Origin of the sequence: Bradyrhizobium sp. SZCCHNS1050, from assembly GCF_032484785.1 — a bacterium.
Taxonomy (GTDB): Bacteria; Pseudomonadota; Alphaproteobacteria; order Rhizobiales; family Xanthobacteraceae; genus Bradyrhizobium.
Genome location: NZ_JAUETR010000004.1, coordinates 163,057 through 179,502, shown reverse-complemented (window position 1 = coordinate 179,502; position 16,446 = coordinate 163,057). Strand labels below are relative to the sequence as shown.

The 16,446-nt window shown below is 67.1% G+C and carries 17 protein-coding genes; 13 read left to right on the top strand and 4 right to left on the bottom strand.

Annotated elements, in window-relative coordinates:
• Window positions 1-92 precede the first annotated feature (92 nt).
• Window positions 93-758 (bottom strand): XRE family transcriptional regulator, encoded by a 666-nt coding sequence (locus tag QX094_RS34395; protein ID WP_316175126.1) that lies wholly within the window; start codon window positions 756-758, stop codon window positions 93-95.
• Window positions 759-964: 206 nt separating this feature from the next.
• On the opposite strand from QX094_RS34395, the gene QX094_RS34390 reads away from it, so the two are divergent.
• The 4 genes from QX094_RS34390 to QX094_RS34375 all read left to right on the top strand — a co-directional run bounded on the left by QX094_RS34390 (window position 965) and on the right by QX094_RS34375 (window position 4,713).
• The gene (locus QX094_RS34390; RefSeq protein WP_316175128.1) at window positions 965-2,461 is read left to right on the top strand and encodes an amidase; all 1,497 of its coding nucleotides are present in this window, start codon (window positions 965-967) and stop codon (window positions 2,459-2,461) included.
• Between the two features lie 39 nt (window positions 2,462-2,500).
• Window positions 2,501-2,851, top strand: coding sequence for a RidA family protein (locus tag QX094_RS34385; protein WP_315753009.1), 351 nt, complete (start codon window positions 2,501-2,503; stop codon window positions 2,849-2,851).
• Between the two features lie 15 nt (window positions 2,852-2,866).
• Window positions 2,867-4,105: an FAD-binding oxidoreductase gene (locus tag QX094_RS34380; RefSeq protein WP_316175130.1), complete on the top strand. Its 1,239-nt coding sequence runs from the start codon at window positions 2,867-2,869 to the stop codon at window positions 4,103-4,105.
• A 233-nt stretch (window positions 4,106-4,338) separates the two neighbouring features.
• Window positions 4,339-4,713 (top strand): hypothetical protein, encoded by a 375-nt coding sequence (locus QX094_RS34375; protein WP_315718356.1) that lies wholly within the window; start codon window positions 4,339-4,341, stop codon window positions 4,711-4,713.
• Window positions 4,714-4,769: 56 nt separating this feature from the next.
• Here the strand turns inward: QX094_RS34375 and QX094_RS34370 are convergent, their stop codons facing one another.
• Together QX094_RS34370 and QX094_RS34365 are read right to left on the bottom strand one after the other, a co-directional pair.
• A complete protein-coding gene (locus QX094_RS34370) occupies window positions 4,770-5,963 on the bottom strand; it encodes a polysaccharide deacetylase family protein (RefSeq protein ID WP_316175132.1) in 1,194 nt (397 codons plus the stop codon).
• Window positions 5,964-6,203: 240 nt separating this feature from the next.
• A complete protein-coding gene (locus QX094_RS34365) occupies window positions 6,204-7,040 on the bottom strand; it encodes a polysaccharide deacetylase family protein (RefSeq protein WP_315718358.1) in 837 nt (278 codons plus the stop codon).
• 110 nt (window positions 7,041-7,150) lie between these two features.
• Here QX094_RS34365 and mgtE point away from each other — a divergent pair, with 110 nt between their 5' ends.
• From mgtE to QX094_RS34325, 8 genes are all read left to right on the top strand, one after another.
• Window positions 7,151-8,569, top strand: a complete 1,419-nt coding sequence (mgtE, locus tag QX094_RS34360; RefSeq protein WP_315718359.1) for a magnesium transporter — start codon at window positions 7,151-7,153, stop codon at window positions 8,567-8,569.
• A gap of 81 nt (window positions 8,570-8,650) precedes the next feature.
• Window positions 8,651-8,926, top strand: coding sequence for a helix-turn-helix domain-containing protein (locus QX094_RS34355; RefSeq protein WP_315718360.1), 276 nt, complete (start codon window positions 8,651-8,653; stop codon window positions 8,924-8,926).
• A gap of 76 nt (window positions 8,927-9,002) precedes the next feature.
• Complete coding sequence (locus QX094_RS34350; protein WP_315827279.1) at window positions 9,003-9,821, top strand: aldo/keto reductase; 819 nt, start codon at window positions 9,003-9,005, stop codon at window positions 9,819-9,821.
• Between the two features lie 147 nt (window positions 9,822-9,968).
• On the top strand, window positions 9,969-10,829 hold the full coding sequence (locus QX094_RS34345) for a hypothetical protein (protein WP_316165100.1): 861 nt from the start codon (window positions 9,969-9,971) through the stop codon (window positions 10,827-10,829).
• 163 nt (window positions 10,830-10,992) lie between these two features.
• Window positions 10,993-11,652 (top strand): glutathione S-transferase family protein, encoded by a 660-nt coding sequence (locus QX094_RS34340; protein WP_316171452.1) that lies wholly within the window; start codon window positions 10,993-10,995, stop codon window positions 11,650-11,652.
• Window positions 11,653-11,891: 239 nt separating this feature from the next.
• The gene (locus tag QX094_RS34335) at window positions 11,892-12,083 is read left to right on the top strand and encodes a hypothetical protein (protein WP_315718364.1); all 192 of its coding nucleotides are present in this window, start codon (window positions 11,892-11,894) and stop codon (window positions 12,081-12,083) included.
• Between the two features lie 298 nt (window positions 12,084-12,381).
• Window positions 12,382-13,374, top strand: coding sequence for a hypothetical protein (locus QX094_RS34330; RefSeq protein WP_315827277.1), 993 nt, complete (start codon window positions 12,382-12,384; stop codon window positions 13,372-13,374).
• A gap of 23 nt (window positions 13,375-13,397) precedes the next feature.
• On the top strand, window positions 13,398-13,838 hold the full coding sequence (locus QX094_RS34325; protein WP_315718366.1) for a DUF1489 domain-containing protein: 441 nt from the start codon (window positions 13,398-13,400) through the stop codon (window positions 13,836-13,838).
• A 168-nt stretch (window positions 13,839-14,006) separates the two neighbouring features.
• Here the strand turns inward: QX094_RS34325 and panC are convergent, their stop codons facing one another.
• Window positions 14,007-14,858: a pantoate--beta-alanine ligase gene (gene panC / locus QX094_RS34320; RefSeq protein ID WP_315718367.1), complete on the bottom strand. Its 852-nt coding sequence runs from the start codon at window positions 14,856-14,858 to the stop codon at window positions 14,007-14,009.
• Window positions 14,859-15,120: 262 nt separating this feature from the next.
• On the opposite strand from panC, the gene QX094_RS34315 reads away from it, so the two are divergent.
• Window positions 15,121-16,044, top strand: a complete 924-nt coding sequence (locus QX094_RS34315; RefSeq protein WP_315718368.1) for a division plane positioning ATPase MipZ — start codon at window positions 15,121-15,123, stop codon at window positions 16,042-16,044.
• The last annotated feature ends 402 nt before the right edge of the window (window positions 16,045-16,446 follow it).

The window sequence follows — 16,446 nt, the reverse complement described above, 5'->3', positions numbered from 1 at the left end:
CTGTCGTGAGCTTGCGGAAGTCGCTCTGCTGCTGAGGGCACTTTCAGTTGTGGGCCCCAGCGAGTGCGCTGGGTTACGCCGGAGGCTTCACCTCACTCCACCGCATCCTTCTTCGCAATCCGGTGCAGCTGCTCGAACAGATCGGCCTGCTCACTCGTACAGAGACACACACCCTGCGCGGAGTCGGCATCGCCGGCGTTGAGGTAGGCGTGGCCCATGGTGCTGTCGAGATACATGCCGTCGCCCTCGTGCAGGATCTCCGGGGCGTAGAATTCGGTGTGCACGGCGATGGTGCCGCGGGTGACGAGGAAATACTCCTCGCCGCTGTGGCGGAGCAGGGGGCCGAACTCCTCGAGCGTGCGGGCGCGCACCTCGGCGATCATCGGCACCATGCGCTTTCCGATCAGGTCGGTGCATTGATAGGTGTAGGTGTAGAACCTGGTGTTGACGATCTGGCCCTGGCCGGCGCGGCTGACGCTGCGGCGGGCGGTCACCGGGCGACCCGCCTCGGGGCGCGGCGTCGTCGGGCTGAATAGCTCGGCGATGTCCATCTGCAGGCCCGAGGTGAGCTGCAGCAGCTTGTCATAGGTCAGCGACATCAGGCCGTTTTCGACCTTGGACAGCGTCGACAGCGCCATGCCGGTCTTTTCGGCGACCTGCTTCAGGGTCAGCCCGCGCGCCTGCCGGGCCGCCTTCAGGCACTGGCCGAGCTGGGAGTGGGGGCCTTCGGTCGACGCGCTGATGGCGGTATCTGTCAAAGCGATCTCCGGAAAATCCGTTAGCGGATCAGGCGTGTCGAGAGCCGAGCAGCCCGGACAATCTCGGCCCATAGAGCAGGAAATTCAATCGGGTGCTCCAATGTCCGAAGGTCATGCGTGGACAGCGGTGGAACAATGCGTTTTCGGGTCGTGCATTCGATTTCCTATATGCTAAATAGTTTTCCGAAACGGAAAAGAGAAGCCCCGTGGAATCGATTTGCGACAAGACGGCCGTCGAGCTGGTCAAGCTGCTGAAAACAAAGGCAATATCGCCGGTCGCGCTGCTCGACTCGTGCCTGGAGCGGATTGCGGCGGTGAACCCGGCCGTCAACGCGGTGGTGACCCTGGACGAGCCGGCCGCCCGCGCGGCGGCCGAGGTCGCCGAGGCCGAGATCGTGAGGGGCGAGGACCGGGGGGCGCTGCACGGCCTGCCGGTGCTGATCAAGGATACCCAGGACACCGCCGGGATGCGCTCCACCTATGGCAGCCCGATCCTGGCCGACAACGTGCCGGCCGTCGACCAGGCCTCGGTGGGCCGGCTGCGCGCCGCCGGCGCAATCATCTTCGGCAAGACCAACACGCCGGAATGGGCGGCGGGCGGCAACACCCGCAATCCCGTGTTCGGCGCCACCGGCAACCCGTTCGATCCCGCGCGCTCGGCCGCCGGCTCCTCCGGCGGCTCGGCGGTCGCGCTCGCCTGTGGCATGGCCCCGCTCGCCTCGGGGTCAGACACCGGCGGCAGCTTGCGCAATCCGGCCGGCTTCTCCGGCATCGTCGGCATGCGCCCCTCCTACGGCCTCGTCGCCAGCGAGAAGCGCGCCCATGGCTGGTCGTGCCTGTCGACCGACGGGCCGATGGCGCGCGATGTCGCCGACACCGCGCTGATGCTGTCGGTGATGGCGAGCGACGATGCGCGCGATCCGCTCGCCTACACCCTGCCGGGCGAGGCCGTGCGCGGCGCGCCTGCGCGCTGGGCCGTGCCGCCGGCGGTCGAACTCAACAAGCTCAGGCTCGCCTTCACCGAGGATTTCGGCTTTGCGCCGACCGAACAACTGATCCGCCGCGCCTTCCGCGCGCGGGTGTCGCGCATCGCGCCGCTGTTTGCCGACGCGCAGGAAGGCGCACCGGATTGCAGCGGCGCCGACGAGACCTTTGCGGTGCTGCGCGCCTCGCTGTTCCTCACCCAGCACGGCAAGAATTTTCGCGAGCGGCCCGACATGCTCGGGCCGAACGTGCGCGCCAATGTCGAGGAGGGGCTCGGCTACAGCCTCGAGGATTTTTCGCGTGCGAGCGCCAACCAGACCCGCATCTATCGCGCCTATCAGGGCTTCTTCGCACGCCACGACGTGCTGATCAGCCCGACCATCACCTTGAGCCCGCGGCCGTGGGCGGAGCTGTATCCGGCGGAGATCGACGGCGTGCCGACGCGGTCGTACTTCCACTGGTTGGCGCTCGCCTACGCGGTGACCCTCGCCGGACATCCCGCGCTGAGCCTGCCGCTCGGCCTCGACGACAACGGCCTGCCGTTCGGCCTGCAGATCGTCGGTCCCCGCGGCGGCGACGCGCTGGTGCTCGGCGTTGCCGCGGCGCTGGAGGCCGCGTTCGCCGACGATGCCGAGCTGCGCCGTCCCCGGCCCGATCTCGAAAGGCTCGCGTCGCTGCCGCCGCTGGCGCAGACGCCCGGCTTCTTGGCGTGGGATTGAGGCGGCACTCATGATCACTACATCTTGGAGCGACTAACGATGTCCGACGCCCCCTCATGGCCGTTCTCGCTGGTGCGCCGCGCCGGCGGCCTGGTGTTCCTGTCCGGCGAGATTCCGGTCGCCGATGACGGCAGCATCCCCGAGGGCATCGCGGCGCAGACCGACCTCGTCTTCAAGCACATCGCGGAAACGCTGGCCGGCGAGGGGCTGACGCTCGACGATATCGTGTCCTGCATGGTGCACCTCGCCGACAAGGCGGATTTCGCCGCCTACAACGAGGCCTATCGCAGGCACTTCAAGGACCCGATGCCGGTCCGCACCACGGTGCAGGCGCAGATGATCGCGGATGTGAAGATCGAGGTCACCGTCGTCGCGGCGGCGCGGACCTAAGCAGGAGTGATGACGATGCAAAGCGCGATCGTTCTCGGTGGCGGCATGGTCGGCGTCGGCACGGCGCTGCACCTGCAGAGCCGTGGCTGGTCAGTGGCGCTGGTCGACCGCAGGGAGCCGGGCCGCGAGACCAGCTACGGCAATGCCGGCATCATCCAGAGCGAGGCCGTCAGGCCCTACGCGATGCCCTATGATATCGCCGGCGTGCTCGACATCGCGCTCGCGCGCACCAACGACGTGCACTACAGCCTCGCGGCGCTGCCCTATCATGTGCGACCGCTGCTGCAATACTGGTGGAATTCGTTCCCCGCGCGCCACGAGGTGCTGACGCGCACCTATGCGCAACTGATCGCGCGCGCCGCGCCCGAGCACGAGCCCCTGATCCTCGCGGCCGGGGCCGGCAACCTCGTGCGCCGCGACGGCTTTCGCGTGCTGCACCGGACGCAGGCGCAGTTCGACAAGGAGGCGAGGGAGGCCGAAGCGGTCGGCAAGGCGTTCGGCGTCAAGTTCAAGCTGCTCAGCGCCCAGCAGCTCAAGCAGGCCGAGCCCGGGCTGATCGACAGCGGCATCGGCGGCCTGCACTGGCAGGAGCCGTGGACCGTGTCGGATCCCGGTAGCCTGGTCGCCTCCTATGCCGAGCTGTTCACGCGCCGCGGCGGCAAGCTGCTGCGCGGCGACGCGACCACGCTGGCGCAGGCGGGCAGCGGCTGGGCCGTCACCACCGCGGAGGGACGCATCGAGGCCGAGGCCGTGGTGGTCGCGCTCGGGCCATGGTCGCCGGAGTTCCTGACGCGGTTCGGCTACGACATCCCGATGGTGCGCAAGCGCGGCTATCACCGTCACTACACCGGCGGCGCGCCGCTCGATTTGCCGCTGCGCGATGCGGCGCGCGGCTATCTGATGAACCCGATGGCGCTCGGCGTACGCATCACGACCGGTGCCGAGCTGTCATCGCCGAATGCGAAATCGACCCCGGTTCAGCTCGGCAAGGCCGAGGCTGCCGCGCGCCAGCTCATCGATCTCGGCAAGCCGGTCGAGCCCGAGCCGTGGATCGGCACGCGGCCGTGCATGCCCGACATGCTGCCGGTCGTCGGCCAGGCGGCGCGTCACAAGGGCCTGTGGCTGCATTTCGGCCACGGCCACCAGGGCTTCACGCTGGGGCCCGCGACGGGCCGCATCCTCGCCGAGCTGATGAGCGGCGAAGCGCCGAGCGTCGACGTCGCCGCCTGCGCACCGGCGCGATTCGGCGCATAGCTGCGAGAGCTGCTGCCGCCCTGCAATTGCAGGCTGCAGCTCCGCTCTCCGGGCAGTCCCTTGTTTACCAAGCGGGCCTGTTCTGGGCCGTTCTGGCGCTGCAAAATTTCCACTTCACGAATTCGCAAGCCCGCTCTCCTAGGGTGACGCCGGTTGGACCAGGACGCGGGGGCGAAACGCGTTTCGTGAGTTCTGTCGTCGGCCAGTGATCCGAACATCATGTGGGGGAGCAGATGAACTTCACGGGCCTCATGTACCGCTTCATCTCGAATTTCGTATTTCTCGCGGCCGTCTATCTCAGCCTGAACTACGTCGAGAAGTATCAGAACCGCGCCGTCCTGGCGCTGGTGGTGCTGATCTATGCCGGCATGCGCGCCGTCACGGTGGTGCGCACCTTCCACTTCTTCGGACGGATCGAGAAGATGGAGTCGGACGTTCGCCGTCTGGCCGGCATGCTGGGCGACGGGCCGGTGGGGCAGGTGGTCTCTAGGCAGGTGGTGTCCGACGTCGGATCGCTGCGCAAGGACGGCGAGAAGAAGTCCTACATGGACCTGTTCTTCCTGGCGGCCACCGTCATCCTCTGCGTCAGCAAGCTGGTCTCGAGCTGATCGCGCGCGGCGCGGGCGAATTGTCCCGCGTCCTCACCTGCAACATCTGCGAATGTTCAGCGCCGCCTGAGGCTGGCGAGGCGCACCGGGCGCGGCGCCGGCTTGGCGGCCACAGCCTTCGGGGCCGGGCTCTCGAGCCGGGCCAGCTGGCGCCGCTGCGCCGACAGCGGCGCGACAGGCGGCCATGCGAACAGATCGGACGCCGGCGCTGTCAAGGCCGGCGCCGCAAGCCCCCGCGCGAGCGGCGGACGCGGCCATGCCGGCTTCTGCGCGACACGCGCGACGGCCGCCGGCACGTTGAGAATCCCGAAATCGTCCAGCCTGGCCCGGGCCCCCGTATCGGCGCCAGCGAGATCGACGGGCGCGATCTTGGGCCAATGCGCCACCGGGGTCTCGTCCGACGGGCGGTGCACCAGCCAGTCCTCGGGCTCGGTCGGCGTCGCCGGCCGGTCCGGTGTCGCCGCCACGACGTGGACGATGCGGTAGTTCTTGGCCTTGAGCTCGGCGAGGATCTTCGGCAGCGCCGTGGCGGTGCGCGCATGGATGTCGTGCAGCAGCAGGATGCCCTTGCCGCGCGCCTCCAGCCGCTTCATCGCGAGCTCGTAGACCTTGGCGCCGGAGATGTTGCGCCAGTCGTCGGCGAGGAAATCGGCGCTCCAGACCTGCAGGCCGAGCGAGGCGGCGTAGCTCTCCACGGCGTCGCCGCGCAGCAGGCCGGGCACGCGGAAGAATGGCGACAGCGCCGACGGATCGGTGAGCGCCGCGGTCGTCCAGGCGATCCCCTGGTCGACCTCGGGCTTGACCTGGTCGAGCGTCATCTTGTTGAAGCTCAGCGGATGGTTCTGGCTGTGGGTGCCGATGGTGTGGCCGGCGGCCGCAAGCTTCCTCACGCCCTCCGGATCGGCCTTGGCCTGGCGGCCGATGGTGAAGAACGTCGCCTTGACGCATTGATCGGCAAGGATCTGCAGCACCTGATTGCTGTATTTCGGCAGCGGGCCGTCGTCGAAGGTGATGACGACCTCGTGATCTTTCAGCGGCAGCGTCTCCTTGTACTGCATCGCGCCGATGCGCGGATGCTCGCGCGAATCGACCACCAGGACGCGCGACGTGCCGAGCGCGTTGGGATGTCCGGGGCAATCGGCTGCCGATGCCGCCGATGATCCGACACTGGAGGCGAAGCAGGCGACGGTGCCCAACAGCACTGCGAGCCATGTTGGCCGTCCGACGCAAGCCCACCGACGATCACGCATCACGCTGCTCACATTCCCTTCACCGTCCCGACGCCTTCGGCCAGGGTCTTCGACGCTCGATGATGTGTCGCAGCCGCGCGGAAGGCGCAAGCGACCGCCAAGACATAGCAGGGATGTTCGGCTGTCGCGAGATGACATCGTTCCGGGTTCCGGTTTGCGCGCGGCTGTTGCCGGATTGCAAGCGGCAGAAATCGCCGCGATCACGGCCGTCGAGCGTAGACAGCGGCCCTGAACGACGGATTAACCACCTTCGTGCGGCGGCGTCGGCGCAGGTGAAGGGCGCTCGCTACGCTGCTCGTGATGCACATCCGCCGGCTGCTTCGGAACCACATGGACCACGCGATAGCCGTGGTTCTTCAGGTAGCGCAGGAACGCGGGCAACATGGCGACCGTGCGCGGCTGAGGATCGTGCAGCAGGATGATGCCCTTGCGCGCCTGGCTCAGCCGGGCGGTCAGCAGCTTCAGCGTCTGCTGCGGTGACATCGGGTTCCAGTCGCTGGCCCAGAGATCGGCCCCGAACACGACGATGCCGCGCGACTGCAGCAGGTCGAGCGTCGCCGGTGTCGATTCGAAATAGGGGAAGCGGAAGAATGGCGTCGACGGCGTGGTCGTCTCCGCGCCGTTGAGCGCCTTCTCGTCGGCGGCGATGCCGCGATCGATCTCATCGACGGCCTGTTCCGGCGTGATGTGCGCGAGATTCGCATGCGTGAAGCTGTGATGGCCTATGGTGTGGCCTTCGGCCGCGATCTTCCGCACCCACGCGGCGCGGCGCGACGCAGGCTCGCCGACCAGGAAGAAGGTCGCGCGCACACATTCCCTGGCGAGCGCGGCCAGCACCTTGTCGGTCATCGGCGGCGACGGGCCGTCGTCGAAGGTCAGAACCACTTCGCCGTCATGCAGCGGCAGCGTGTCCGGGAAGCTCTTCAGTCCGACGCGCGGATGTGTCGCGGCGTCGACGGTGAGAATGCGCGACGTGCCGAGCGTACCTTCGCGCGGGCATGCGGCAGGCGCGGCCGCGGTGACGTCAGCCGCGAGCAGCGCCGCCACGACGCCGGCCGCGTTTACCCATCCTGTCATCGATCGCCAAGGCCGCATCTTTTCCCGTTGCGCTCGCTGTTGCCGATTATGTAATGCGTGAAAGCACAAATCAGACCATTTGCTCTGAAATCAAGCGCGTGAGGCACGTCATGAACGAGACATCGGACGTTGCCCATGCTGATGCAACTCTACGCGATCGCGCGCCGATGCGCACGGAATCCGGCGAGATTCGCGCCGAATTCATCGCGGCCATCACGGCGGCCATCGCCGCCGAGGACGAGGCGTTCCTGCGCGCCGAGGTCGCCGAGCTGCACGAGGCCGACCTCGGCGACCTGATCGCGGCGCTCGCACCGGACGACCGTGTCCGGCTGGTCGAGCTGACCGGCACCGATTTCGACTTCTCCGCGCTGAACGAGGTCGACGACGCGGTCCGCGAGGAGATCCTCGAGGAGCTCGAGCCCGCGACCGTCGCGGAGGGCGTGCGGGAGCTCGAATCCGATGACGCCGTCGAGCTGTTGGAAAGCCTCGACGAGGAGGACAAGGAGGAGATCCTCGAACGCCTGCCGCCGTCCGAGCGCGACGCGCTCGCGCGCAGCCTCGACTATCCCGAGGGCTCGGCCGGCCGCCGCATGCAGAGGGAGTTCATCGCGGTTCCGCTGGGTTGGACGGTCGGCGAGGCCATCGACTACATGCGCGAGACGCGGGATCTGCCCGAGCGGTTCTACGAGATCTATGCGGTCGACGACGCACGGCATTGGCAGGGTGCGGTGTCGCTCGATACGCTGCTGCGCGCCCGCCGTCCGGTTCCGCTGGCTGATCTGATCGACGAGGACCGCCGTCGCGTCACCGTCACCGACGATCTGGCCGAGGTGGCGCGGCTGTTCGGCAAGTACAATCTGGTCGCGGCCCCCGTGGTCGATGCCGAGAACCGGCTGGCCGGCGTCATCACCATCGACGACGTGGTCGATGTCATCGAGGAGGAGGCCGACGAGGATTTCAAGGCGCTCGGCGGCGTGTCGGGCGACGAGGAACTGTCCGACAGCGTCTGGACCATCGCCAAGGGCCGCTTCAACTGGCTGCTGATCAATCTCGCCACCGCGTTCCTGGCGTCATCGGTGCTCGGCCTGTTCGAGGACCAGTTGCAGCAGATGGTGGCGCTCGCCGTGCTCGCGCCGATCGTCGCCAGTCAGGGCGGCAATGCCGCGACCCAGACCATGACGGTGGCGGTGCGCGCGCTGGCGACGCGGGAGCTCGGGGCGAACAATGCGATGCGGGTGGTGATGCGCGAGGGGCTGGTCGGGCTCGTCAATGGCCTGGCCTTTGCGCTCGTCACCGGCATCGCCGCCGTGGCGTGGTTCAAGATGCCCGGGCTCGGCATCGTCATCGGGCTTGCAATGATCTCGAATCTCGTCGCGGGTGCGCTGGGCGGCATTCTGATCCCGATGGTGCTCGAACGGGTCCGCGCCGACCCCGCCGTCGCCTCCGGAACCTTCGTCACGACGGTGACCGATGTGGTCGGTTTCTTCTCGTTTCTCGGCATCGCCACGCTCTGGTTCGGCCTGAAATAACCCCGGCGCCTGAACGACTTATATCGTTAATCCGGCCTTAACGTGGTTCGGCGAGACTGTTGCTCGACACGGAGTCGGACGATGCAACGCTTGCGGCTGAAGGCAGATGGACGGATCGTGGAGCTGCGCGACGGGGAGGAGATTCCGCTGGCGCCCGCGGCTCCGCTCGAAGTGCGCGATCTCAGGCGGCGGGTGCATCTGACCCAACAGGAATTCGCCGCCAAGCTCGGTGTGCCCGTCGAGACCATCCGCAATTGGGAGCAGGGCAAGCGCATGCCGCGCGGCCCGGCGCGCGCGCTGCTCACCGTCATCGCGCACGCGCCCGAGACGGTGTTCGCGGCTTTAGCCAAGACTTAAGCCCACCACGGGTCGTGCGTTGGCAACGCCCAGCGTGTGCCTACATAATGTTGCACGCGCGCTGGAGTGCACGGCCATGCTGATGATCGAGGCCAATGGTGCCAGGATTCCCGCCTTGGGTCTCGGAACCTGGGAGCTGCGTGGCCGCACCTGCAGCCGCATCGTCGAGCAGGCGCTCACTCTCGGCTACCGGCACATCGACACCGCGCAGGTCTATGAGAACGAGCACGAGGTCGGCGAGGGCCTGCGTGCGTCCCGCGTCCGGCGCAACGAGGTGTTCCTGACGACCAAGGTGTGGACCACGCATTTTGCGCCGCACGATCTCGAGCGCTCGGCCAAAGAGAGCCTGGTCCGGCTGCGCGTCTCCGAGGTCGACCTGTTGCTGCTGCACTGGCCCAATCCGCACGTGCCGCTGACCGAGACGCTCGGCGCGCTGGCCCATGCCAAGACGCTCGGGCTCGCACGCCATATCGGCGTGTCCAATTTCACGGTCGGTCTGCTCGACGAGGCAGTGGCGGCATCGCCGGAGCCGCTGGTGTGCAATCAGGTCGAGTATCATCCCTATCTCGATCAGACCAAGGTCCGCGAGGCCTGCGCGCGCCATGGCATCGCGCTCGTCGCCTACAGCCCGATCGCCAAGGGCAAGATCAAGAACGATCCGACCTTGACGCGGATCGGCCGCGCCCATGGCAAGAGCCCGGCGCAGATCTGCCTGCGCTGGCTGGTGCAGCAGAACGTCGTGGCGATCCCGCGGACCTCCAAGGTCGAACGGCTGTCCGAGAACCTCGACGTGTTCGATTTCGAGCTCTCGGAGCAGGACATGGCCGACATCTTCGCGATGGGCAGCCCCGAAGGACGGATGACCAACTTCGCCTTTGCGCCGAAATGGGATTGAGGGCGGCGCCCGCGCATTTGTGCTACAGCCTGACATGACAGGGAGCGGCCGGCGGGCCGCACGACGGCGGCTGCCGCATTCCCTGCCGATGATCAGAGCGATGGCGCACCGCGCGCCTTCGCTCATGCGCGGGCGTAGTGAAGCAGCATGGAACGTTGGCAGTTCATCCGTTGGGGCATCGCCGCGTCCGTGCTCGCGCATCTCCTGATCGCCGGTGGGGTCGTGGTCTCGACCTCGGTCCGGCCTTACGAGCTGCCCAAGAGCGACGAGATCGAGGTCAACATCGTCGACGCTGACGAGCCGCAGAAGACGCCCGAGCCGGTCGCCACGCCATCGCCATCCCCGACGCCGGATCTGGTGCTGCCGCAGCCGGACCCGAGCGCCTTGCCCGCGGCCGCCGCACCGCCACCGCCCAGTCCCCCGCAGGACGCCAGGGAGACCCCCAATCCTCCGATGCAGCCTGCGCCGGCGGCGAAACAGCCAGTGCAGGCTGCATCGCCCAAGGCGGTGAAGACGGCCGCAAAGGCGGAGAGCAAATCCGCCGTCAAGCCGGCGCCGCCACCCGCGCCGACCTATGTGCCTCCCGAACCGGATCTCACGGTGAAGTATGGGGTCATGCTCGGTCTCCCCGAGCCGCTGTCACCGTTGCCGCGTCCCGGCGGCCCGGAGGACGGCAAGGACGCCGGACCGACCGCGACGACGAACCTCGCCGCCAATCTGGAAGCGGCCCTGCGGCAGAAGGTCAGGAGCTGCGCGCGGCTGCCGGCGTCGCTGTCGCTGTCGGACAACGTGCTCATCAGGCTGCGCTTCGGCATGACACCGGATGGACGGCTGGCGACGGAGCCGGAGGTGATAGAGGTCGTCGCAGCCTCCAAGGCGATCCAGCTCAAGGAGAGCGCGGTCCAGGCGTTGAATGCCTGCCAGCCCTACGCGATGTTGCCTCCCGATCGCTACAACGAGTGGAAGGTGATCGAGATGTCGTTCACGCCGCAGGATTTCGCCCGCTGATCTGCCCTGCGGCCGGCGACGGCACGGTGACGGGCGCGTGGTCTGGGGCGTAGCGCTTGTGTGTCGACGCAGCGGCCGATCATCCTGTATGCGTCGCCCATAGCATGAGCGTCGACGGCGCGGCTGCGCGGGCCGTCCACGCCCAACACGGAGACGGTGCGACATGACGCTGAAGCTGGTGATCGGCAACAAGAACTATTCCTCATGGTCGATGCGGCCGTGGCTGGCGCTGCGCGGCTGCGACATCGCCTTCGATGAGATCGTGATCCCGCTCTACACCGCCGATCCCGCCGACAAGGCGCGCATCCTTGAGCATTCCCCGGCCGGCAAGGTGCCGATCCTGATCGATGGCGCGATCAGCGTGTGGGATTCGCTCGCGATCATCGAATATCTCGCCGAGCGCTTCCCGCAGGCGGGGCTGTGGCCCGCCGATGCCGCTGCGCGCGCCCATGCCCGATCCGTCTGCGCGGAGATGCACTCCGGCTTTCCGGCCTTGCGCAACGAATGCCCGATGAACCTGCACCGGCCGGTGCGGCCGGTGGAGCTGTCTGCCGATGCCAAGGCCAACATCGCCCGGATCGAGGACATCTGGCGCGACTGCCGTGCCCGCTACGGCCATGGCGGGCCGTTCCTGTTCGGCCGCTTCGGCGCCGCCGACGCCATGTTCGCGCCGGTGGTCACGCGCTTCCACAGTTTCGCCATTCCGGTCGCCGCCGAAACCCGCGCCTACATGGACATGATGATGGCGATGCCGGCCTTCGCGGCCTGGGTGAAGGACGGCCTCGCGGAGGACTGGGTCATCGAGCGGGTCGAGAACATCTGAGCGGCCTCGTCCGTTCGCGATTTGGTCCGTGGTGGACGAGCGAACCCCGAGCCGCTCGTCCAAGAATACCGTTTGCGGGCCCATCCCGTTGAAGACTCTCGCAATCTCCGCGTTTGCCATGTCGTGAGGTCGCTGGTCAGGGCGGGCGGCGGCGTGATATAAGGGCGATATTTATAAAGACACGCCGGCCCGGGCAGCGGGACCAGGGGCTCTTGCCGGCATGCGAGCAGGAGAGGGCGTTGAAACACAAGTTCCCCATTGGGGCGACCGTCTATTTCACCGCGAGCAACGTCTCGCGTCCGGCCGCCACAGGCACCTACGAGATCATCCGCCAGCTTCCGACGGAAGACGACGACTGCCAGTATCGGATCAAAAGCTCGACGGAAGCCTTCGAGCGGGTTGCCAGAGAGAGCCAATTGGCCTTGTCTTGAAGATGACGTGCCGCGTCGGCGGACGCGGCCGCCGGAGACATGGCCGAAGCGAGAGGGGGAGTTGCCACGCGTTCGGGAGCCGTGGCGCGAGGCGATGACGATTGCTGCGCGATCCCTTTGGGGATAGCGGGTAGCTCCACACCATCCGGCGCCCGCAGGCGTATGGAATCGTCTTATTGTCTTGGTGGGGCCGCAATCGATCGGGTGATCATTTGAATTTGATGATCGTTTCACGGCCGTCCCATGTAGGGACGCCATCGGGGCCGTTTTCGCTGGCCCGCGTCAGGAACAAGCGCGCATGAACTCGACCTGGCCTTCCTCGTTGGATCAGCTCTTGAACTCACCGGCGTTCCCGATGTGGCTCACCGTTGCCGCGGCGGGTTTCTTTGCACTGGTCGTGCTGATGACGCTGCTCAGGGCCGAGAAATCGGTCGCCAACGGCGCGCTGACGGTGATCACGCTGCTGGCGGTCGGGATTGCGGTGGCGTCGATGATGCGGAGCCAGGATGCGACCCCGCGTGGCGCCAATGGCGATCCTGCGGTGACCGCCTCCGTCGGCCTCTCGGCACCCGCCCTGGCCTGCGTGGATGATCTCGCCGGCGATCTGGTGCTCGCGAATTGCGAGAAGAGCCTGTTCGGATCGGCCGAGATGACCGCCGCGGCCGTCAGTTATGCGGCGGGCATGCTGAGCCGGCTGTCCCAGGTGGGCGACGTCGCCAGCGCCAACAAGGTGATGACCGCGGAGCTGCTGGCGCTGCGCCGCGCCGTCGAGCGCGATCGTTATGGCCTGATGGCCTATGTGCTGCTGACACGCGACCGCTGCACGCCGAGCGATTGCGTGATGTTCCGTGCCGTGGGTGATCGCCAGCAACTGATGAACAACATGGAAGGGCGGACCTATGAGGGGCTGGTGACGCGCTACGCCTCGCAGTGGAATGCGGCGCCGGGCCAACCGGCCGCTGGGACCTTTGCGGGATTGGCGCCTCCAGGGCTGGCGCCGTCGGCGCCGAACGGCAAGCCGACGACCGCCGAATTTCCCAGCTCGGCGAACACCCCGCCGGTCAGCATCATGAATCCCGAGCCGACGGCCTCGACGCGCTCGGTCGCCCCGGCAGCCGCCGCGCCGAAACCGCCGACGCAGCTTGCGCCGCCCGCAGCCCCACCGACCGTGGCTGCCAGCCACGCCCAGGCGCCGCCGGCGGCCAAGAAGGCCGCGCCGAAGCCGAAGCCGGCCGCTGCGGCGCCTCAAGCGGCGCCTGAGGCCGCCGAGCCGGCCGCCAACAACGAATAGATCCCGCTGGTCGAACCGCCATCATGCCTCTGCACCTGATCAAGCTCGCCGTCGGCTGCGAGTCCGTGAAAGAGCTGAAGGAGTGGATCGCCGAGCGCATGCTCGCGGCCAAGAAGAAGGGCCTGCCGCAGCAGCACGTCCATGTCACGCGGATGACGCCGAAACGGGTCGAGGACATCCTCGCCGGCGGCTCGCTGTATTGGGTGATTCGCGGTGAGGTCGCCGCGCGCGAGAAGATCGTCGGCATCGAGCCGTTCCGCGACGGCGACGGCATCGGGCGGTGCCGCATCATCATGCAGCCGAAGGTGATCGCGGTGTCGCCGCGGCCGATGCGTCCGTTCCAGGGCTGGCGCTATCTGACGGCCGAGGATGCGCCGGCCGATCTCGGCAAGTCCGGTGCGGCGGGCGTCGAAGCCATGCCCGAGCCGCTGCGCCGCGAGCTGCGCGATCTCGGCCTGCTGTAGCACTTTGATGAGCCGGTGGTGTTGCGCGTGAGCATCTCACGCGAGGCGGAAGTCAGCCTCGCTCGCAAGGGCCGGGCGTACGCTCGACGCGGCGTCAGTTGTCCTTGCCTCTGCCTTGCGGGCGAGGGCGCGCTCACGGTGTTGGCGGACGGCTGGTCTCCCGGCGGCTCACGCGGCGATATTGTCGATCAGTCGCGTGGTTCCGATCTTGGCCGCGACCAGGATGCGTTTCGGTCCTGACTCGTTCGGGGCGATGGGCGCCAGCGTCTCGGCGTCGCGGACCTCGAGATAGTCCAAGGCAAAGCCGGCTTCGGTGATCGCGGCGGCGCCATCCCCAATGGCCGCCTGCATGTCGTCGCCGGCGCGCAGCCGGGCCGCCAGCTCCTTCAGGACACGGTGCAGCGTCGGCGCCGCCCGCCGCTCGTCTGCCGTGAGGTAGACATTGCGCGACGACATCGCGAGTCCGTCGCGTTCGCGCACCGTACGGGATCCGACGACACGGACGCCGAGATCGAGGTCGCGCGCCATCTGGGCGACGACGCGGAGCTGCTGATAGTCCTTCTCGCCGAAGATCGCGACGTCCGGCCGGCATTGCGTGAACAGCTTGGCGACCACGGTCGCGACCCCGCCGAAGAAATGCGGACGGAAGCGATCCTCCAGCCCGGCCAATGCCGCGCCCTCCGGCACGATCCGCGTCGCGAAGCCGTCCGGATACATCGCCTTCGCGTCGGGATGCCAGATCAGATCGACGCGCTCGGCCGCGAGTTTCGCGACATCCTCCTTCCAGGTCCGGGGGTAGGACCCGAAATCCTCCGTCGGCGCGAACTGAGTCGGGTTGACGAAGATCGAGACGACCACCTTGTCGGCGCGGCGCTTCGCCAGCCGGACCAGCGAGATGTGCCCTTCATGCAGGGCGCCCATGGTCGGCACGAGCGCGATGCTGGCTTTTCTCGCGCGCAAGCTGTCGAGCTCGCGGCGGAGGGCGGAAACGGTGCGGGCGACGCGCGGGCTTCGTGACATTTTTGCTCGATCTCACAGCGAAAAATTGCGGTTGCACTGTTCGGCCTTGACGCTCGGGCGACTGCCCTTAACAAGAACGCGACACGCCGCTCAGCATACTTGAATACGCCTGTTAGCACGTCTCCGCGTCCGATGCGGAGTTGGTAAACGCGCGCGTCAAGTAGTAGCGGAGGATGCGTCCCCCGTGGGATTCACGATGACGATGCATTTCACTTGACCGCAGACGACCGTGACTCGAAGATGATCGTAAGAGGTCGACAACATGCTGGTGCAAACTAGCCAAGGACAATCGGGCTCGGCCCACGTGGTTGTGCTTGGAAACGAGAAGGGCGGGTCGGGCAAGTCGACCACCGCCCTGCACATTGCCGTGGCACTCCTGAAGGCCGGCCAGCGTGTCGCCACGATCGATCTCGATTGCCGCCAGCAGAGCTTCACCCATTACATCAACAACCGGAGCGCCTGGGCGCGCCGCACCGGACTGCGCCTCGAACTGCCGACGCACTACTGCATCCAGCTCGGCCGGACGTTGCAGATCGACGAGAACGAGAACACCGAGTTCCAGCAGTTCATGGAGGCCGTGAGCGCCGTCGAACGCTCGTTCGATTTCATCGTCATCGATACGCCCGGCAACGACAGCTACCTGATGCGCCTGGCGCATTCGATGGCGGATACGCTGGTCACGCCGATCAACGACAGCTTCCTCGACTTCGACGTGCTGGGAACGGTCGATCCCGCGACCTATGCCGTGACCGGCGAGAGCCACTATGCGGAGATGGTGCGTGACGTCCGGCGCAAGCGCCGCCAGGTGGACGGTGCGATGACCGACTGGATCGTGGTCCGCAACCGGCTGTCGATGCTCGGCTCCCGCAACAAGCAACTGGTCGCCGACGGCCTCAAGGACCTGTCGCTGCGGCTCGGCTTTCGCGCCATCGACGGCTTTGCCGAACGCGTCGTCTACCGTGAGTTCTTCCCGCGCGGACTGACCGCGCTCGACGACATCGACGAGGCGACCCTGGGCACCCGCCCCAATCTCGGCCACGTCACGGCCCGGGAGGAGGTCACCAGCCTGCTGCGCCAGCTCAAGCTGCCGCTGGACGAGCGCGGCCGCCGCCGCGCCGCGAACCGCGCCGAATGGTTCGCCCAGGTCGACAAGCCACTCGACCTGCACGACATCATCAGCGCCTGAATACCGTCCGCATTCGGGCGAGACCTCGCCTGAGACATTGTGCGCGTTGAACGTGCGCCCGGCTTGGTTAAACAATCTGCGGACAGCGGTGGCGGGTAACGGCGCGCCCGGCCTGTTTGGGGGCGGACGGAGGAAGATTTGTCTCAGGTCAACGCCGCAGCCGCCAATTTCGCTAGATTACCGTCAAATTCATGACTGATTTGAACCTGACGTTCAGGGCTCAAGTCGCAAGAGACGGGCGGCGGAACCCAGCTATGCTGCACAGCAACTAGGTGCGGCGCACAACGAACGGGCGACGGATACACAACATTTGGTCTTCCTGTCACAGCGCCGTTACATATATTAAACAGAACGGGTCGCGAGAGTCTTACAGGTTCAAAACTACCTTTGATTGTGCTCCCG